We start from the raw sequence: 16,860 nt of genomic DNA, 5'->3' as shown, positions 1-16,860 counted from the left end.
TTAAAAGGTGTAATGCGCGGAGAGGCGCACGGTTGTTGGCGCGCCGAGATGGATGAAGGTGTCTCCGAGGCTTGCGCCAGTGTCCTTCCAGTAGCGTTTATCCGTGATGTTGTCAGCATAAAGCCGAAGGGTAACATGGCCTTGCTCTCCATGGGGTGTGTAGCGCGCGCCCAGGTTGAAGAGGTTATAGCCGGGCACGCTGACCAGATCGTCTCGCGTGGCCTCCTTGCGCGCGGTATAACTCCAACCTGGCATTAGATGGAGATTCCTCATATGTGGAATGAGCATGTCAGCAAAGATCGCGGTGCGAACGCGCGGCGCATTAATGACCTGCTTGTTGTCGAAGGTGGGCGTTCCGGTGTCACTGGACATGGCATGCATGGCGGCTGCGGATGCAGTAAGCTGCAGCCAGCGCGTGGCGCGGCCCTGTGCGTTGACCTCGATACCGCTGTGCGTTTCATGGCCTTCTGAGACGAAGGTGAGGTCATCGCCGTTGTCGCTACCTTTGGGATAAAAGAATGGCGCGCGCATGCGGAAGAGTGCGCCGGTAAGCAGCAGGCGTTGGCCGGCCTCATATTTTGCGCCGATTTCCGCCTGGCGCGTGAAGTATGGCCCGAGAAAATAATTGCCGGCCCACCAGGGTGCCTGCGGGCCAAGCGAAAGCATGACGCTGTAGTTGCCGTAAAGCATGAGGCTGCTGACTGGCGTGTATGTGACGGCGTAAATGGGCAGCCAGAGGAGCTTATTGGTGATGATGGGAGTTGGATAGTCGATGGGATCGGTGGCGTTGAGCGAATAGTTGTTATCGCGAAGAGAGTCGAGGCGGCCTCCGGCGAGAAGATCGATGTGTCCGGGGAGATGAAGACGATCCTGCAAGATGAGTGCGGACTGGTGGTCATCCTCCCACAGGCGACGCGGGCCGGCGGATTGCACAGGTGATTCGATTGGAAACGATGCAAGAGGCTGATAGATATTTTCCGAGCCGATGTAAGAGTAGACTGAGCCATCCTGAATGATGCCATCGGGCGAGGAGAGATTCTGCGGTGTGAAATAGCCGGGCTGCTGTACGCTGCGACGGAAGATTTCGCCGCCGAAGGCGAGATCATTTGTGACGGGGCCGGTGCGTACTTTGCCGACGGCTAATCCCTCGGCCTGTGCGTCGATGCGGAGCTCACCGGGATCGCGGTAATCGTAGATGTCGTAGCCGCCGTCGGGCGCAAAGAAGTAGTCGGGCGAGTTGCCGCCGCTCGAGTAGCAAGCGGTCTCATAAGCGCAGCCGTAAGCATAGATCACGTTGTCATCGATGAGCGAGTGGCTGAAGCTGGCCTGACCAAAGGCGTGCCAGGTGCGGGGTAGATCGCGGTCGAGCCGGACGCTGGTGTTGTAAGTGTCAAAGGTGTTGGGCTTGGCCCAGGGCTGATAGCCGAGCATCGTCGATGGAGAAATGTTGTCGATGTCGGGAACGGTGTCGCCGCCGAGAAGCTGATAGCCGCAGACGGAGCGCTCGACCTTGTGCTGATATTCAAAGTCAGACTTGAGGCTCATGAGTGGAGTGATATGCCAGTCCGCCGCACCCGCGCCCATGCCGCGCCAGCCGTTGGCGCCGTTGACGTAGCTGGCGATGCGCTCCCCAGCGAGATTGAAGCGCGTGCCGACTTGCTTAGCGCTGCCGAAGAGCCAGCCGAGATCGGTGTCTCCGAAGGCGCTGCCGCGATGATCCGTGGCGAGGTCTATGGCTTTGATGGGCGAGGGGCGCTTGGTGACAAAGTTGATGAGGCCGCCTGCGGTGGTGACGCCGCTCTCTACGCCTGCGATGCCTTTGAGGAACTCGACGCGTTCCTTGTTTTCAAGCGGCACATCCTGTTCGCCAGCGATGGTCATTCCATTGATCTGGAGGCCGGTGGCTAGATCGATGGGGAAGCCGCGAATCTCATAATCGCCGTAGTAACCGACGGGCGCGTAATCCTCGCCGATGGAAGCGTCATTCTTGATCACGTCCGAGAGCAGGCGCGCGTCCTGGTCGGCGAGAAGCTGCTGCGTGACGATAAGGGCTGAGAGGGGTGTTTCGCGCAGAGGCGCTCCGTTGAGCGTGCCGACGGTGACGGCGTCGGGGCGGTAGGTTTCCTTGATTTCGGCGTGGACTTCAACGGTGGTGGTGACGGGGGGCAGTGGCTTTTGCTGTTGGGGCTGCTGTGGCGGAGCGGGAGTTTGCGACGGGGCAAGGCAAACGGCGAGCGCGGCAAGGACGAGTCCACGAATTGTATGCCGGAGAGCGGCCTGGGTCTGGTTACGGGTCTGATTTCGTCCCATGTGGACACCTCTTGTTTCTGCTGAAACAAGAGCGCCCATGCTGGAATGCCGCTAAGAAGGAACGGTGGACTTGCCTGAAAGGCTTGGCCGAAACTTCCCACGCCGGTATTATCCGGATCGGGTTCTAGGGTATTTCTCAGCCCCGCTCATAGCGAAGCACCCCTGTTTCAATAACAAGATTGAAACACTTTTGTGGGCGGAGGGCAAATAGGGTGTCTTATTTTTGCGAACTTGTGCTTCGGCAAAGGCGAGAATAGAAGGCAGTTCGATGCTGGTTCGATAGTATTTTCTAAGATTACCGAAAGTTTGGTAGAGGCAACCCCATGATTCTTACGAATCGCTTAGCGGCTGGACTCGCGTGCGTGATTCTATGGTCCATTTCCGCGGCAGGGCAGGAGCCCAGCAGCGGATAGGCTGGCGAGTGGGGAAGATTTGTTCGAATGCCACCTACTCTACGTGTCGCTGAGCGCTATGAGGGTGCGGGGCTGAGCGTGACGGATTGTGCAGGATCACAATGCCAGGCCTCATTTGAAGTGCTTGGCAGGACATTTCATGGTGATGCAAAAGGCGATCTTCTGATTGAAGGCGAAACCCAGGCGATTGTCCGCCTTGGCTACAAAGAAGAAGAGAAATGCACCCTAACCTTGAAAAAGACAAGCGCAAGTGTCTCGGAAATCAACGTGAGCCTAAGGTCTGGGGATTGTTCCTATTTCGAAACGCCGGGAGCCAGCTTCGAACACAGTTATGCCTTGCGATCAAAGGCAACTTTTTGGGGCGATGATATTCCGCGCTGTTTTGTGGGCGACAGCCGCGCTGCCGAAGCGCTGTGCGCGAGCAAGACCTTGTCTGAGCAGGAGCACACGTGGGGGGCACTGGTTTGGGAGGTGGCAGACCTTGGGGAACCGCGCCTGGATAAGAGCGTGGAAGAACAGAAGATTCTAAAATCCTGCGATGCAGCGTCGGATATTGGAGCATGCATCGGAACAACTTTTTCGCAATCCACCGCGAACTTACTGGCGCGCAAGAATGCCTGGATCGCTTCTGTTACGGAACCGGGGGATTCAGAAGAAGCAAAGCGAGCGATAGATGCGATTCAAGGAAGTTACGAACACACATTTCAAAATGGCGATGTTTCCGGCGATAAATACCAATCGACCGACACACTCGATATCCGCCGCATCTCCGATACATCCATCCATTTCGATGTTCACTTGGAGTTTTATAACGGACACGAATGCAATCGCGAGGGTACGGCAATCTATCGCCGCGCAGGGCTCTTCGCCGAACAAGAGAAGGGCGATGAAGGCAAGCTATGTGTCTTTGAGATCATTCCCAGCAGCAAGGGTGTGCAACTCGGCGACCCTACTGGAGCTTGCAGGCTGACCGATTGCGGAGTCCGCGGCGGATATAACAACGCAGCATTTTCTATGCATGAAAAGGTGAAGAGCCGCTCGATAAATCAAAGCCCTGAAAACAGTCATTCATCGCAGTAAACGGGATTATTTGCCGCCACCCTCAGTCAGTGTGATAATGCGGTCCACGCTGGGTGAGGAGAACTGCTCGACCTTACTGCTGGGCCAGTGAACTTCGATGGAGTCGATGCTGGTGGCCGAGCCAAGGCCGAAGTGCGGGCGCGGATCGTTCGATGAAAGGTAGCTTCCGCCGCTGATGACATCGCTACGCTGCTTGATACCGCTCGTGCTGACGTAGATGGTTGCGCCGACCGCATCGCGTGGGCTTTTGGATCCACCGATGAGCTTGAACTCGATCCAGTGATTTTTGTCCGCGCTTACGTTGCGCAGCAGCACTGGGTGGCCATCCATCACGTTGATGACGGCGTCGATCTTGCCGTCATTGAAGAGATCGCCTACTGCCATGCCGCGTCCGGCTATAACGAGCGCAAGGCCAGAACCTTCAACGGCGGCCACAGGCTCAAACTTCTTTCCGCCGATGTTGCGGAAGAGCATAGGCCGCTGCGCCCATGTGGTTCCCCAGGCGTATTTATCGGCCTGCGGATAGACGTGACCGTTGGCCCAAAGCAGGTCCTTCCAGCCGTCATTGTCGTAGTCGAAGAAAGCGTCACCCCAGCCAAGGAAAGGCACGGAGATTTCGGCCAAGCCCAGCTGATAGCTGATGTCAGTGAGGTTGGCGTCGCCTTCATTGTGATAAAGCGGCTTGTAGTCATCGCTAAATGAGGTATCGAAGACATCGAGCATGCCGTTGTTTTCGTAGTCGCCTACGGCGATTCCCATGGATGCGACTTCGCGGCCAGCTGAGTTGAGAGCGAAGCCTGAGGCGTAGCTTACGTCTTCAAATGTGTCGTCGCCTTTGTTGAGGTAGAGATAGTTCGGAGTAGAGTCGTTGCCGACGAGCAGGTCGGGTTTGCCGTCATTGTTGATATCGGCAAAGACTGCGCCGAGGCCATAGTAGCCGGGCTTGTCAGAGACGCCAGCTTTCTCACTCACGTCTGTGAATGTGCCGTCGCCGTTGTTATGGAAGAGATGATCGCCCTCGCCCTTGAGGCCGCGAGGGCCGCAGCTTACCTGCTCGCCGCGGAAGGTGCAGAATGCATTAGGCGCGCCTGCGCCGCCAGCGGCGGGCAGGTTGTTTTTGTCGTAGTGAAGGTAGCCGGCGACGAAGAGGTCGAGCCGACCATCGCCGTCATAATCGCCCCAGGTTGCGCCTGAGTGCCACGCGGCAGGATCGTTGAGCGCGACGCCGGCCTTGCCTGCCACGTCGGTAAATGTTCCGTTGTGGTTATTGTGGAAGAGCCGGTTAGCGCCCCAGTTGGATACAAAGATGTCGGGCCAGCCGTCGTTGTCATAGTCGGCAATGGCTACGCCAAAGCCCCAGCGGTCATTGGTTACACCGGCCTTGGAGGCAACGTCAGTAAATGTGCCGTCGTGATTGTTGTGGAAGAGCGCGGCGTGAGGTGCGGACTCCTTGCCATCGAGGGCCTTAAATGTCGAGCCATTCACGATGTAGATGTCCATCCAGCCGTCGTTGTCGTAATCCAGCAGGGCCACGCCGGAGCCTTTGGTTTCGACGATGTAGTCTTTTGCAGGCGTACCCATCTTATGGGTCCATTTGGTCAGGCCGGATTTTTCCGAGGTGTCTTCGAATACGACGGGGCCGTCTTTGACGAAACCGCCTGCTGTGATAGGCCGATGCTGCGCGTCCAGTTGCACGGGGTGCGGCGAGCCAGTCTCCTGGCCGCTTTTGGCGGGGGCTTGTGCGCCCTCTGACTGTGCGGCGGCGAGGCTGACTGTGAGCAGACCAAGGAATGCCATCAATGCGGCTGGAGTTGTGCCCTTGAACATGGCGGCAAGTATAAATTCCATTTGTTATTGCTCAATATCCATCGAAAGGTGGAGGGCTGGCCGCTAATGGCCGATACGCCAGTGCAGCACGGCGGCAACGCCGAAGGGATGGGCGCTATAGATCGGTGTGAGCGAAGATGGTACGCCGTATGCAGTGCCTTGTGCTCCAAGCTCAGCCGCGCTCCAGTGATTGTGCCAGATGCTATGCGCATATCCACCGGTATAGGCCTGCACGCGACCGATGACGGTCTCTTCAGATGGGGCATCTGCGCCAAGCAGGTCAGAGGTGCGGTCGGCGTTTTCGATGCGCATCCAGATGGTTTGCTTTGCGCGTAGGCTGAGTGCGCCTTCGAGGAGATAACTGTTCTCGTTTGTGGGAGTGCCGATGGTGTGATTACGTCCCCAGACCGCGGTTGCATTGAGATTGTTCTGACCGAGCGTGTGATGCCATGCGATGGAAGCGGTCTGGCGCAGCACGTCTTCGTCCGGATGAACAGCCTCCGGCGAATGGAGATGGCCGACGGAGTATTGTGCTGCCCAGTCGCGGTGCGGAGCGATACTGAGCCGCGTGGACCAGGAGTCGAGCGCGCCTTGATAGATGGTCCAGCGATTTTCGCCTGGTTCGCGTCCATGAAAGCCGCTGGCTTCAATGCGGATGCCGCGGGATCCTGAGCCGATGGCGATGCCTCCCGTGAGAACATCCCAGGCAATGTGCGTGGAGTCTTGCATGTGGTGACCGAGAGGAGCTAGGGGATTGTCGCCGATGGAGGCGCGATGCGGGTAGGCCTCGGGTCCGAGGGCTGGATCGCCAACAGGGCCGCCGTACAGGCTGAGCAAGGTGTGTGAGCCAGCCTTTGCGTCGTACAACGCGGCAAGCTCCATGAAGAGATTGTGCGGGTGTTGGCCGTCAACGATCGGCTTGCCGAAGGCTGTTTCCCCTTGCTGAAAGAGCTCTGGATAATAGCGTCCGCTAATGGTGGCTGGTTCGAGGCTGAACATGGCGCGCAGGGTCAACTCGCTGTGCTCATAGGAGCGTTGCAGCATGGGCATGGCCCAGTTGACGCTGAAGAGCTTGTCATGGCCGCGCGGGCCTGTCTGCTGCTGTTCGACGACGGAGACTTCGCCATGCAGCATCTGCATCCAGTTGCCGGACATGCGCATGACCATGGGCGGCGAGTAAGACGCTGGTTCAAGATCCGTGCCGGCGGCGTTGCGGCGCAGGAGATTTTCGGTAAAAGATTTGGCAGGTCCGCCCATGTTCATAGGCATATTCATGGGCATGCTCATGCCCATCTGGTCTTGATTCTGGCCTTGGACGCAGACCGAGGCTGCAAGAAGTGCGGCAATACAGAACAAACGCAAGGGAATCCTCCGGAGAAACGTGCACATGAGCGCATGCACGGACCTCTATGGGCCGCGCAGTTCGAGTGCTGTTTGCGGAGTATCAGGTTCGGAGAACAAGAGGTGGTGCGGGTGCGGCGTCCGGGGGGAACATGAGTGGGCGGGGGTGCACGATGGGCGAAAGAAGTGCCGTGACTATAGACGGCGCGCAGTCATGCAGATGGACCGCCACAGGGGCTAACTGGCTCACTTGTGGAATCGCGGATTGCTGCGCAGGCCGCGGCGCGCAGCAGGTTTTGACTTCCGGCGTGCGGCTGATTTGACGGCAGCAGGCATGCGTGGACGGCTGATGCGCGCTGGTGCACAGCGCATCGCAAGGCACGAGTGTGCCGAGCATCAGCAGAACAAGTGTGAGCGCAAGCCAGAGCCGCTTCATAAGGCTATTGTAGGACTACTCAGGGTGCAAAACGATAGCGCCAGGGCCGGAAGAGACTGGATTTGGACTGGATGCGACAGGTTCATCTTGTCCAGGTTCGTTCTTCCATAGGCACCAGATCCACCAAACGAGCGCCAAGACGAGCACGGCACTGTTCGCATAGAAGATACGGTCGCGCAGATCAAGGATGTGCTGGGCTTCCGCCATCGTCTTCGGATGAGCATTGCGCCCGAGAATCTGTGCGATGGCTTCGGAGGCAAGCTGCGCCAGTGAAACGGTGGAGAGGCCGACCATGATGCGCTGGATATGTGTCTTCCATCCAGCATGGAAACGCGAGCCGAAGAAAATAATCGCGAGGCCGAGCAGAACAGTTTCGACATCGAGTAACAGGCTCGCCTTAAGCGCAATGAACTGGAGCAATTGAAGGCTGCCGATGAGGCCACCGCCGGCCGTGATGGTTTGCAGGGCGGGCCACTCGCCCCAAAAGTACATCACGATCGCACCGAGGACCATGAGCGTGAGCGCGCCTGCAACCCATGCGTTACGCTTGATTCCCGCAAAGCCCTTGCGCGCCAGCTCCAGCAGCATGCCCACGTTTACCAGCGAGCCAAGCAGCGCGAGGCCGATGAAGAACTCCGCCATGGGAATCTGCGCGAGGCGGCCGTAAAGCATCTTGGCTGTGAGCAGGCGGAAAGCGATCAATACCGAGCTTGCCGTAAACCAGGGGAAACGGCGCACGCGGTCGCGGCCCATGAGCACTACCAGCAGTACAAGGTAGCCGGCAAAGGTGAGTGCCCAGAGAATTTCATTTGCGGAAAAAGGAAGATGGAATTTCATTCTTTAACTTTTAGACGAGATTTGTAGAAGGGATGGTGCGCCCGGAGAGATTCGAACTCCCGACCTAATGCTCCGGAGGCATTCGCTCTATCCAGCTGAGCTACGGGCGCGCTCTATCAAGGATACCGCAAAAGCATGGACAGAGGGAAAACGGAGTCGGGTTTATCAATAAAAGGCAAAAACCCAGAAACGCAAGAGGTCCTTCGATAGCTCACCCATGGCACAAAGAGAAGCAATGCCACGGATGGTGCCCGATACCGATGATATGCTGACGCAGTCGAGAGAAATCTTCGCAATTCTAAGGAGACACACTTGAAGCTATTCCTCCGCGCTCTCCTGTTCCCGCTCGCCTTCTTCGCCATGGTTGCAGCCTCGGCACAGGAGCCTATGCCGCGGGCTGCTTTTACTGCGAAGACCGTCGCCATTCTCAACGACACGAAGACGGGCGAAGTTTCGGACGGTGCGCTGGAGCAGTTGAAGCGCTGGGGCCGTTTTACTGTCGTGGACGATTCCGACAGCGCGGATATTGTTCTTCGCTTCGATAAAAAAACGGACCACGAGAAGCAAAACAAACAGTCGACGGACGACAAAGGTAGTACCTCATGGTCGACGACGATGAGCTTTTCGTCCGAGGTGCATATGCGCGCCTACTTGAAGGGATCGGAAACGCCGTTTTACAGCACGAAAACCGACGATTCCAAGAAAAAGGCCGGTGTAACCTGTGTGACGAGCTTTGAGAAGACCTGGCTCGATGCGCGGTAACTGAATATCTATTCCCTTTTCCCTTGTCCCTCTTCCCTGTTCTTACGAATCTCTTCCATGACCGATTTGATGAGCTCTTTTGCGCCTTCCATGCCGGCGAGGACGGCCTGCAGGTCGAGTGCGGGCTTGGATGGGTTACGGGTGGAGGCGCAGTAGACGCCGTGCTGGCCCACAAGGATGAGCGAATCGGTGAGCATGTCGAGGGCCACGGCGAGACGCCCGCGCTCGCGGCCCATCATGAACTCATGGTGCTCCAGCTCCTGGCGCTTTTCGTCAAAGATTGTCATGCTTCCAGCGTAAAGGATGCTCCCGTCGAGCGCTCAAAAGCGGAAGTTTTTCATGTACTCAGCGTCCTGTCGCAGTTCGTCGAAGATGTCGCCCTGAAACTCCTCTTGTTCCACGAAATACTGCTTGAGCCCCTTTGCGGCGCGCAGGATCGGACGGTAGTCGATGTAGCCTTTGCCCATGATCGTTGAGTGCGACTGGCCATTTGCTTCCTTCACCATGTCTTTTACATGCAGAAGCGGAAAGCGCTCGGGGGTCTTCGTGAGCCATGTCAGTGGATCTTGGCCGGCAGCCTTGACCCATCCGCAGTCCATCTCGAAGACGAGGAGCTTGGGGTCTGTGCGGCTGATTAGCTCGTTGTAGACCATGGTGCCGTCGATGGTAGTGAAGACTTCGACGTGATTGTGATAACCGAAAGTGATTCCGGCGGCTTTTGTCTTGGCGCCGATGCGATTGAACTCATCGGCGACCCAGTGCCAGTCGTCGAGTGTCATAGGGCCCGGGACGGCTGGGTCCCTTTTCATGGGCGAGGAGCAAATGAGATAGCTGAGGCCGGCAGCGTGGGCAAAGTCGATGTACTCGTCCTCATGTTGCTTGAGCTGCGGCAGGGCGTGGTGCGCGCTGGTGCAATGCAGACCGGCCTTGTCCATGGAGCTGCGCCACTCGGCTGCAGTCTTGTTGTAATAGCCGGCGGCCTCGACGTTTTTGTATCCGAGAGATGCGACTTTGGCTAGCGTGCCGTCGAAATCCTTGGGCAGCAGCGCACGCACGGAATAAAGCTGCAGGCCCAGCGGGGCCTTGATTTCAGCGGCATGAAGGTATGGTGCGCCTGCTGTTGCAACCGCAGCGGCTGCGCCGAGCTGCACAAACTGCCTGCGGGAAATGGATGCTGTCATTTGGGCCTCGATGATCTTGTCGATTTGCGTGCAGGCCATTTTTACGCGCGGTGGTGGAGTTGCGCAAGAAGGATTGCGTTGCCGTAGAGAGGTATGGATAGGTAGGATAGGCGCGCGATTCTTTTGCGGGACTTTTGCGTGTATATGAGTTCGATTTAGAGCTTAGTTTAAGGGGATTTCCATGCGCGGTTGGATTGTGAGTGCGTTGCTTGGCGTGTGTGGCGTAGTGGCGATGGCGCAGGCTAAGGCTCCGGATTTCGGACCGAATGTTGAGGTCTTCAGCTCGAAGAGCGATGCAGCGGAGATGCAGAAGAAGATCGACGCAGTGTATTCGGTGCAGCAGCATAGCGAGTTTGGGGCGCAGCGAAATGCGTTCCTGTTTTTGCCGGGCGAGTATCACGTAGATATTCCGATCGGGTTTTATACCCAGGTGGTGGGTGTGGGGGAGACTCCAGACGCCGTACGGATTACCGGTAATGTGCATGCGGATGCTAGCTTGGCCCACAACAATGCGACATGCACCTTTTGGCGCGGAGTGGAGGGTTTTTCAGTTGTCCCGGCCGGAGGCACCATGCAGTGGGCTGTTTCGCAGGCCGCGCCCTTCCGACGGATGCACATCCTTGGCAACCTGGTGCTGCACCAGCAGCACGGATGGGCAAGCGGCGGATGGATGGCGGACTCGGTGATTGACGGAAATGTGGATTCGGGGACGCAGCAGCAATGGATTTCAAGGAATTCCGAATGGAAATCGTGGACAGGCTCGAACTGGAACATGGTTTTTGTTGGCATTGACCATCCGCCGGTGGGGCAATGGCCGCAGCCTCCTTACACGACGATCGGGCGTGCGCCGGTGACGCGGGAGAAGCCGTTTCTGGAAGTGGATGGGCGCGGGCGGTGGGGTGTACGCGTGCCTGAGTTGCAGATGAATACGAGCGGCATTACCTGGCATGGTGGGCAAACGCCGGGTAAGGTGATTCCGCTGGACAAGTTTTATATTGCGAAGCCTGCGGACTCGGCGGCCGCGATGAATGTGGAGCTTGCGAAAGGAAAGAACCTGTTGTTGACGCCCGGGATTTACGAGCTGACGGAACCGCTGCGCGTGACGCGCGCCAACGCCGTTGTGCTGGGGCTGGGCTTTGCGACGCTGAAGCCTGTGAACGGCACGGCGGCTGTGACGGTGGCCGATGAAGATGGCGTCATTGTTGCCGGGTTGCTGATTGATGCGGGCGAGAAGGAGTCGCCGGTGTTGATGGAGGTTGGTGTTCCGGGCTCAAAGACTAATCATGCTCGGAATCCGATTACGCTGAGTGATATTTTCTTTCGTGTGGGCGGGGCAGGTTTGGGGCGTGCGCAGGTGAATCTGCGGGTGAATGCGAATGACACGCTGATTGATCACACGTGGATCTGGCGTGCGGATCACGGCAAGGGCGCGGGATGGACGCAGAACACGAGCGCGAATGGCCTGGTGGTGAATGGCGATCGCGTGACGGCATACGGTCTGTTTGTGGAACATCATCAGCAGTTTCAGGTTCTGTGGAAGGGTGAAGCGGGGCGCACGTATTTCTATCAGTCGGAAATTCCGTACGATCCGCCGGACCAGGCGAGCTTTACTTCGGGTGCGGGCGTGAACGGGTGGGCTTCCTATAAGGTTGCCGATGACGTGAAATCGCATGAGGCGTGGGGGCTGGGCGTGTATTCGGTCTTCCGGCATCCGAATGTGACGCTCACCCGCGCGATTGAAGTTCCCCGCACGCCGGAGGTGCGGTTTCACGACATGATTACTGTGGCGCTCGACAACCTGGGTGAGATTTCGAATGTGATTGACGACGCCGGCGGACCGACGTCGACCAAGCCGCGGAATACGCCGAAGGTGATCAACTTTCCCTAGATGTAGGTGTCGTCAATGTAGCACCAGCGCCAGTCTTCGCCTCGTTCGGCGGACTGGATGATGGGATGCTGCGTGGCATGAAAGTGCGCACGCGCGTGGCGGCCATTGGATGAGTCGCAGCAGCCGACGTGCCCGCACTCAAGGCACATGCGGAGATGGACCCACGTGTCGCCGGTCTTCAGGCATTCTTCGCAGCCCTTGGTGTTCGGTTTGACCTTCTTTACATGATCCGCAACGTGTGTACATTGGGTTGCCATCGATTCGTCTCCTGATTCTCACTGGACTTGATATTGAGCCGCCAGCTTGCAGAATACAACTGCCTGCTCCTGAGCCCATGCTTCATTGCGGCCCAGCTCGCGGGCCAGTAATTCCGCTGCGCGAGGGGCCATCACGATTGCTGCTTTCGAATTTAGGAAGAGTGCTCGCGTGCGGCGGGCGAGTGAGTCTTCCACGGTGCGTGCCATTTCTTCGCGTGCGGCCCAGACAATTTCTGCGCCGATCACAGGAAGACTGGGATGCAACTGGCTGGCCAGTGTTGCATCGCTTGCCGCGAGCGCCTGAATGGCTGCGGCGTCTGCGCCGTAGACCTGCAAATCACCAAGGGACTCTGCGTTTTCCATGTAGCCGTGGATGTGAAGAGCCTTCGTGGGGCATGGATGCTCGTCCAGCCGGCCGAGGGTAATGGCGTGGTCTACGCAGTCCTCGGCCATATGGCGATAGGTGGTCCATTTGCCGCCGGTGATGGTAAGCAGGCCGGTGGGGTCGACGTGGATGAGGTGGTCGCGGGAGAGTGCGGAGGTTTTGCCGTCGCTCTTGACCAGTGGCCGCAGGCCGACGTAGACGCTGAGGACGTCGGCGCGCGTGGGCTGGCGGGTGAGGTAGCGCCCGGCGGTCTCCAGAATGAATTCGATCTCTTCTTCGAGTGCGTGTGGTTCGAGAGAGGGACTTTCGACGGGTGTGTCGGTGGTGCCGGCTACGGCGTGGCCGTGCCACGGGATGACGAAGAGGACGCGGCCATCGCTGGTGCGGGGGACCATGAGTGCGCTCTCCGCTTTGAGGAAGCTGCGGTCAAAGACGAGATGAATTCCCTGGCTGGTGACGAGCAAATCTTCGGCGTCGGGTTCGGCCATGCGGCGGACGGTGTCCGTGAAGACGCCGGTGGCATTGACGACTATGCGCGCGGGGATGGTGAACTCTTCGCCGGTTTCGGCGTCGCGGGCGGTGAGGCCGCTGACGAAGCCTTCGAAGTCGCGCGTGAAGCCGGTGGCGGGGCAGTAGTTGACGAGGGCTGCGCCGTGTTCGGCTGCTGTCATGGCGAGATGGATGAGCAACCGGGCGTCGTCGAACTGGCCGTCGTAATAGACAACGCCGCCGGTGAGGCCTTCCGATTCCAGGTTTGGCAGCCGCTCCAGCGTTTCTTCGCGCGAGAGGAGCTTGGATGCGCCGAAGCCGTATTTGCCGGCGAGCAGGTCATAGAGCTTGAGGCCGATGCCGTAGAACGGCGCTTCCCACCAGGAATAGTTGGGCACAACGAAGGCTAGATCGTGGACGAGGTGCGGCGCGTTGCGGCGGAGCAAACCGCGCTCCTTGAGTGCGGACATGACCAGCGGCACGTTGCCCTGTTCGAGATAACGGACGCCGCCGTGGACGAGCTTGGTGGAGCGACTACTGGTGCCTTTGCCGAAGTCATACGCTTCAACGAGCGCGACGGAAAAGCCGCGTGCGGCGGCATCGACGGCTACTCCCATGCCGGTGGCTCCGCCGCCGATGATGGCGATGTCGAAGCACTTCGTGCTGCGTAATTTTTGGAGCATTTCCTCGCGTTTCATGCGCTTACTCCGTCCAGCTTCTGGACCGCTCGACTGCCCGGTGCCATTGTGCCCTGCGGGCGGAAGCGTCAGCGGCGTCCATCTTTGGCTCAAAGTGCGTGTCGTTTTGCTGGCCTGCGCGGAGAGCTTCGGGGCTTTCCCAAAAGCCTACGGCCAGGCCTGCGAGATACGCTGCGCCGAGGGCTGTAGTTTCGGTTACGTGCGGGCGAACGACAGGAACGCCGAGCAGATCAGCCTGGAACTGCATCAGCAGATCATTGACGGCTGCGCCGCCGTCTACACGGAGCGCGCTTAGCGGCGTGGAGGTCTCGCTTTTTACAGCTTCCAATACGTCGGCTACCTGGAAGGCGATGCTTTCAAGCGCGGCGCGGGCGATGTGGCCGGTGCGGGTATCGCGGCGCAGGCCGATGAGCAGGCCGCCTGCGTGCGGGTCCCAGTATGGCGCGCCGAGGCCGACGAAGGCGGGGACGAAGACTACGCCGCCTGCATCAGGAACGCCACGGGCGAGAGCTTCCACGTCGGCGGATGAGCCGATGAGACGGAGGTTGTCACGCAGCCACTGCACCACTGCGCCGCCGATGAAGATGCTGCCTTCCAGGGCGTATTCCAGGCGCTTGCGCGGGCTGGCGGCGATGGTTGTGACCAGTTTGTGTTTGGAACGGGCGAATTTTGTGCCGATGTTCTGAAGCAGGAAGCAGCCGGTGCCGTAGGTGTTCTTGGCTTCGCCAGGAGACCAGCACATCTGGCCGAAGAGTGCGGCCTGCTGATCGCCGGCGATGCCTGCGATGGGAATGCCGCTGAGACCGTCGGCGGTGGTTTCCGCGATGCGCTCGCTGGACCACACGACCTCCGGCAGGAGCGATTCGGGGACATCGAGCAGCTTGAGCAGCTCTGAATCCCATTTGCCTTCGACGACGTTATAGAGCAGCGTGCGGGAGGCGTTTGTCACGTCGGTTACGTGACGCTTGCCGCCGGTGAGGTGCCAGATGAGCCAGGTATCCACGGTGCCGAAGGCGAGCTCGCCGCGGTTGGCGCGGTCGCGGGCTCCAGGCACGTTGTCCAGGATCCACTTGACCTTGGTGCCGGAGAAATACGAGTCGATTACGAGGCCGGTTCGGTTGGCGACTTCTTCCCCAGCACCACTCTCCTCCAAAGAGTTACACAGCGAAGCTGTGCGGCGGTCCTGCCAGACGATGGCGGGATGAATCGCTTTGCCGGTGGCGCGGTCCCAGACGATGGCGGTTTCGCGCTGGTTGGTGATGCCGATGGCGGCAATATCTTTTGCACTGATGCCGGCCTTCGTCAGTGCTTCTTTGGCGCAGGCGAACTGGCTGGCGAGGATTTCTTCCGGGTCATGCTCGACCCAGCCCGGTTGCGGGTAGAACTGCTGAAACTCGCGCTGAGCAACGGCGGCGATTTCGCCGACGTGGTTAAAAACGATGGCGCGGGAGCTGGTGGTGCCCTGATCGAGTGCCAGGATGAAGGTCATTAGGGTCAGTCCGCTTTCGGCAACCAGTGAAGCACGGCAAAGCTGAGGCGGGCAAATTGCGGGAACATCGGCACTCTTCGGCAGGAAACGTCATCCTTGAAGCCGACGTATTGCCGCGTACAGAAGTACAGAAATAAATATTCTGTACCGAGGAGTTTACGTTTTCGATTTTTCCTCGTTAAATAATTCATATTAAATAGCTTATATTGAAAATCGAGGGTGCCTTAATGGCACTTTATTGTCGCCTAAATGCACCTTATTCCACACAGTCACGGATCTTGATTTCTTTCCAGCTGCGATTTTGCACTGTTAATGGTGCAGCAAGGGTGGGGGAGGGGTACCGTACCGTCCCTCAAAACAGCCACGGGGCACAGCCCCATATATCGGGATGAGTGGGTCACCTGCCTATCCCCGCAAACGAGGTCCCAACGGGTGAAGCTGAATATGCCCTTCGCTCCAAATCTTGTCCAGCTGCAGATATGGCCGACAGAGAAAGGCAACTTAGTCCTATAAAGACAATGCGTGATGACAGGACGAAAGGACTCATTGTCACACGTTCCTTTTGGATTCTGTGACCACTAAAACAAGTCATTGCGCCGGAACGTCCAGAGGCAGATCCACCGTTATAGGAGAATGATCCGAGATTCGGGCATCGGGTGCATCGTTGAGTTGAACCAGGGTCCGTGGAAAATATGGGGCGAAGTCACCGCAGTCGGCGCGTTCCAATCAGATCCCGTCTGCTGACCGTATGCCTGCCCAGCCGCAACCATCCACATCAGGCATACAATGAACGCTCTCATCCTGACTCCTAGGTAATGCGAACCGGCCACGGCACATAACCACGCCGGCACGCTTCCCCGGTCATCAGCGGCTCTGCGCACGCAGCACATCGTGGCCAGCCCCCTTTGCTTTCTGCGCAAGAGACGCCTATCTCAAAAACGGGAAGCAGACCGGCGTGAACCTTCTCACGCCCGGTAGAACGGAATTATCGGGCAGGCCAGCTACTTTAGAGACTGTAAGATTTGCCAGTACCTCTATCTATATTCCAATCGAAGCCGCTTAATTCCCTACGTGCCGTTTTTCAAAAGCATTTCACTTCGCTGCTGTTACTTCTGCCAGTAGCTAAGATTTGCAATCTGAGTTGCAATCCCTCATGGAACTGCCGGGCAGAGGGTTCTTCGCCATCCTTCGGCTATACGGTCCAACCGAAGCCGCCATCAATTGAGAGTTGGAAACCCGGAGATTTCGAAAAAACCAACTAGGAGAGATCTGTCGCTTCACCCGTAAGTTTGTTTGAACAATCATGACGGTGCAAAAGGAGGACTGATGAACAGCGGAGATGCAGGTGTGCAGATTGGGGTGAAGTTTATCCGCTGGGGATTGGGATTGCTGATCTTCGGAATCTTCATCTGCTTCGGCATCATCGGCCACTGCATTTTCGTTCAATAGATCACGAATCGGAGGATC

The 16,860-nt window shown here is 58.0% G+C and carries 14 protein-coding genes, 1 tRNA gene and 1 riboswitch; of the genes, 4 read left to right on the top strand and 11 right to left on the bottom strand.

Going from position 1 to position 16,860, the window contains the following annotated elements; all coding sequences use genetic code 11:
• Positions 1-2,310 (bottom strand): TonB-dependent siderophore receptor, encoded by a 2,310-nt coding sequence (locus VO84_RS09725; RefSeq protein ID WP_058187445.1) that lies wholly within the window; start codon positions 2,308-2,310, stop codon positions 1-3.
• A gap of 77 nt (positions 2,311-2,387) precedes the next feature.
• Positions 2,388-2,484, bottom strand: a riboswitch (TPP riboswitch).
• Between the two features lie 266 nt (positions 2,485-2,750).
• Here VO84_RS09725 and VO84_RS09720 point away from each other — a divergent pair.
• Positions 2,751-3,803, top strand: coding sequence for a hypothetical protein (locus VO84_RS09720; protein ID WP_058187444.1), 1,053 nt, complete (start codon positions 2,751-2,753; stop codon positions 3,801-3,803).
• Positions 3,804-3,809: 6 nt separating this feature from the next.
• Here the strand turns inward: VO84_RS09720 and VO84_RS09715 are convergent, their stop codons facing one another.
• The 5 genes from VO84_RS09715 to VO84_RS09695 form a co-directional block, all read right to left on the bottom strand.
• Positions 3,810-5,600: a CRTAC1 family protein gene (locus VO84_RS09715; RefSeq protein ID WP_408033311.1), complete on the bottom strand. Its 1,791-nt coding sequence runs from the start codon at positions 5,598-5,600 to the stop codon at positions 3,810-3,812.
• A gap of 93 nt (positions 5,601-5,693) precedes the next feature.
• Positions 5,694-6,992 carry a hypothetical protein gene (locus VO84_RS09710; protein ID WP_231737863.1) on the bottom strand — a complete coding sequence of 433 codons (1,299 nt, stop codon included), beginning with the start codon at positions 6,990-6,992 and terminating at the stop codon, positions 5,694-5,696.
• An 82-nt stretch (positions 6,993-7,074) separates the two neighbouring features.
• Positions 7,075-7,407 carry a hypothetical protein gene (locus VO84_RS09705; RefSeq protein WP_058187443.1) on the bottom strand — a complete coding sequence of 111 codons (333 nt, stop codon included), beginning with the start codon at positions 7,405-7,407 and terminating at the stop codon, positions 7,075-7,077.
• Between the two features lie 15 nt (positions 7,408-7,422).
• Positions 7,423-8,244 (bottom strand): hypothetical protein, encoded by an 822-nt coding sequence (locus tag VO84_RS09700; RefSeq protein ID WP_058187442.1) that lies wholly within the window; start codon positions 8,242-8,244, stop codon positions 7,423-7,425.
• Positions 8,245-8,277: 33 nt separating this feature from the next.
• Positions 8,278-8,354, bottom strand: a tRNA-Arg gene (locus VO84_RS09695).
• 202 nt (positions 8,355-8,556) lie between these two features.
• Between VO84_RS09695 and VO84_RS09690 the strand changes: the two genes are divergently transcribed.
• Positions 8,557-9,006: a DUF2059 domain-containing protein gene (locus VO84_RS09690; RefSeq protein WP_058187441.1), complete on the top strand. Its 450-nt coding sequence runs from the start codon at positions 8,557-8,559 to the stop codon at positions 9,004-9,006.
• Between the two features lie 8 nt (positions 9,007-9,014).
• Here VO84_RS09690 and VO84_RS09685 read toward each other — a convergent pair whose 3' ends face one another.
• Both VO84_RS09685 and VO84_RS09680 read right to left on the bottom strand, forming a co-directional pair.
• Positions 9,015-9,293, bottom strand: coding sequence for a hypothetical protein (locus tag VO84_RS09685; protein ID WP_058187440.1), 279 nt, complete (start codon positions 9,291-9,293; stop codon positions 9,015-9,017).
• Between the two features lie 33 nt (positions 9,294-9,326).
• Positions 9,327-10,187, bottom strand: a complete 861-nt coding sequence (locus VO84_RS09680; protein WP_082662055.1) for a sugar phosphate isomerase/epimerase family protein — start codon at positions 10,185-10,187, stop codon at positions 9,327-9,329.
• 181 nt (positions 10,188-10,368) lie between these two features.
• Between VO84_RS09680 and VO84_RS09675 the strand changes: the two genes are divergently transcribed.
• The gene (locus tag VO84_RS09675) at positions 10,369-12,075 is read left to right on the top strand and encodes a hypothetical protein (protein WP_058187438.1); all 1,707 of its coding nucleotides are present in this window, start codon (positions 10,369-10,371) and stop codon (positions 12,073-12,075) included.
• Here VO84_RS09675 and VO84_RS09670 read toward each other — a convergent pair.
• Genes VO84_RS09670 through glpK form a run of 3 tightly spaced genes read right to left on the bottom strand, consistent with a single transcriptional unit; the run spans position 12,072 to position 15,393 of the window.
• Positions 12,072-12,332 carry a UBP-type zinc finger domain-containing protein gene (locus VO84_RS09670; RefSeq protein ID WP_058187437.1) on the bottom strand — a complete coding sequence of 87 codons (261 nt, stop codon included), beginning with the start codon at positions 12,330-12,332 and terminating at the stop codon, positions 12,072-12,074. The genes VO84_RS09675 and VO84_RS09670 overlap by 4 nt on opposite strands.
• Positions 12,333-12,350: 18 nt before the next feature.
• Entirely contained in the window at positions 12,351-13,904 is a 1,554-nt protein-coding gene (locus VO84_RS09665; protein ID WP_058187436.1) for a glycerol-3-phosphate dehydrogenase/oxidase, read from the bottom strand.
• A 4-nt stretch (positions 13,905-13,908) separates the two neighbouring features.
• Entirely contained in the window at positions 13,909-15,393 is a 1,485-nt protein-coding gene (gene glpK / locus VO84_RS09660) for a glycerol kinase GlpK (protein ID WP_058187435.1), read from the bottom strand.
• Positions 15,394-16,719: 1,326 nt separating this feature from the next.
• Here glpK and VO84_RS23150 point away from each other — a divergent pair.
• Entirely contained in the window at positions 16,720-16,842 is a 123-nt protein-coding gene (locus VO84_RS23150; RefSeq protein WP_269431408.1) for a hypothetical protein, read from the top strand.
• The last annotated feature ends 18 nt before the right edge of the window (positions 16,843-16,860 follow it).

This window comes from Occallatibacter gabretensis (assembly GCF_001449115.1).
GTDB classification, from domain to species: domain Bacteria; phylum Acidobacteriota; class Terriglobia; order Terriglobales; family Acidobacteriaceae; genus Telmatobacter; species Telmatobacter gabretensis.
Note: the sequence above shows the minus strand (reverse complement) of the source record. Positions and strands in the feature narration are given on the sequence as shown.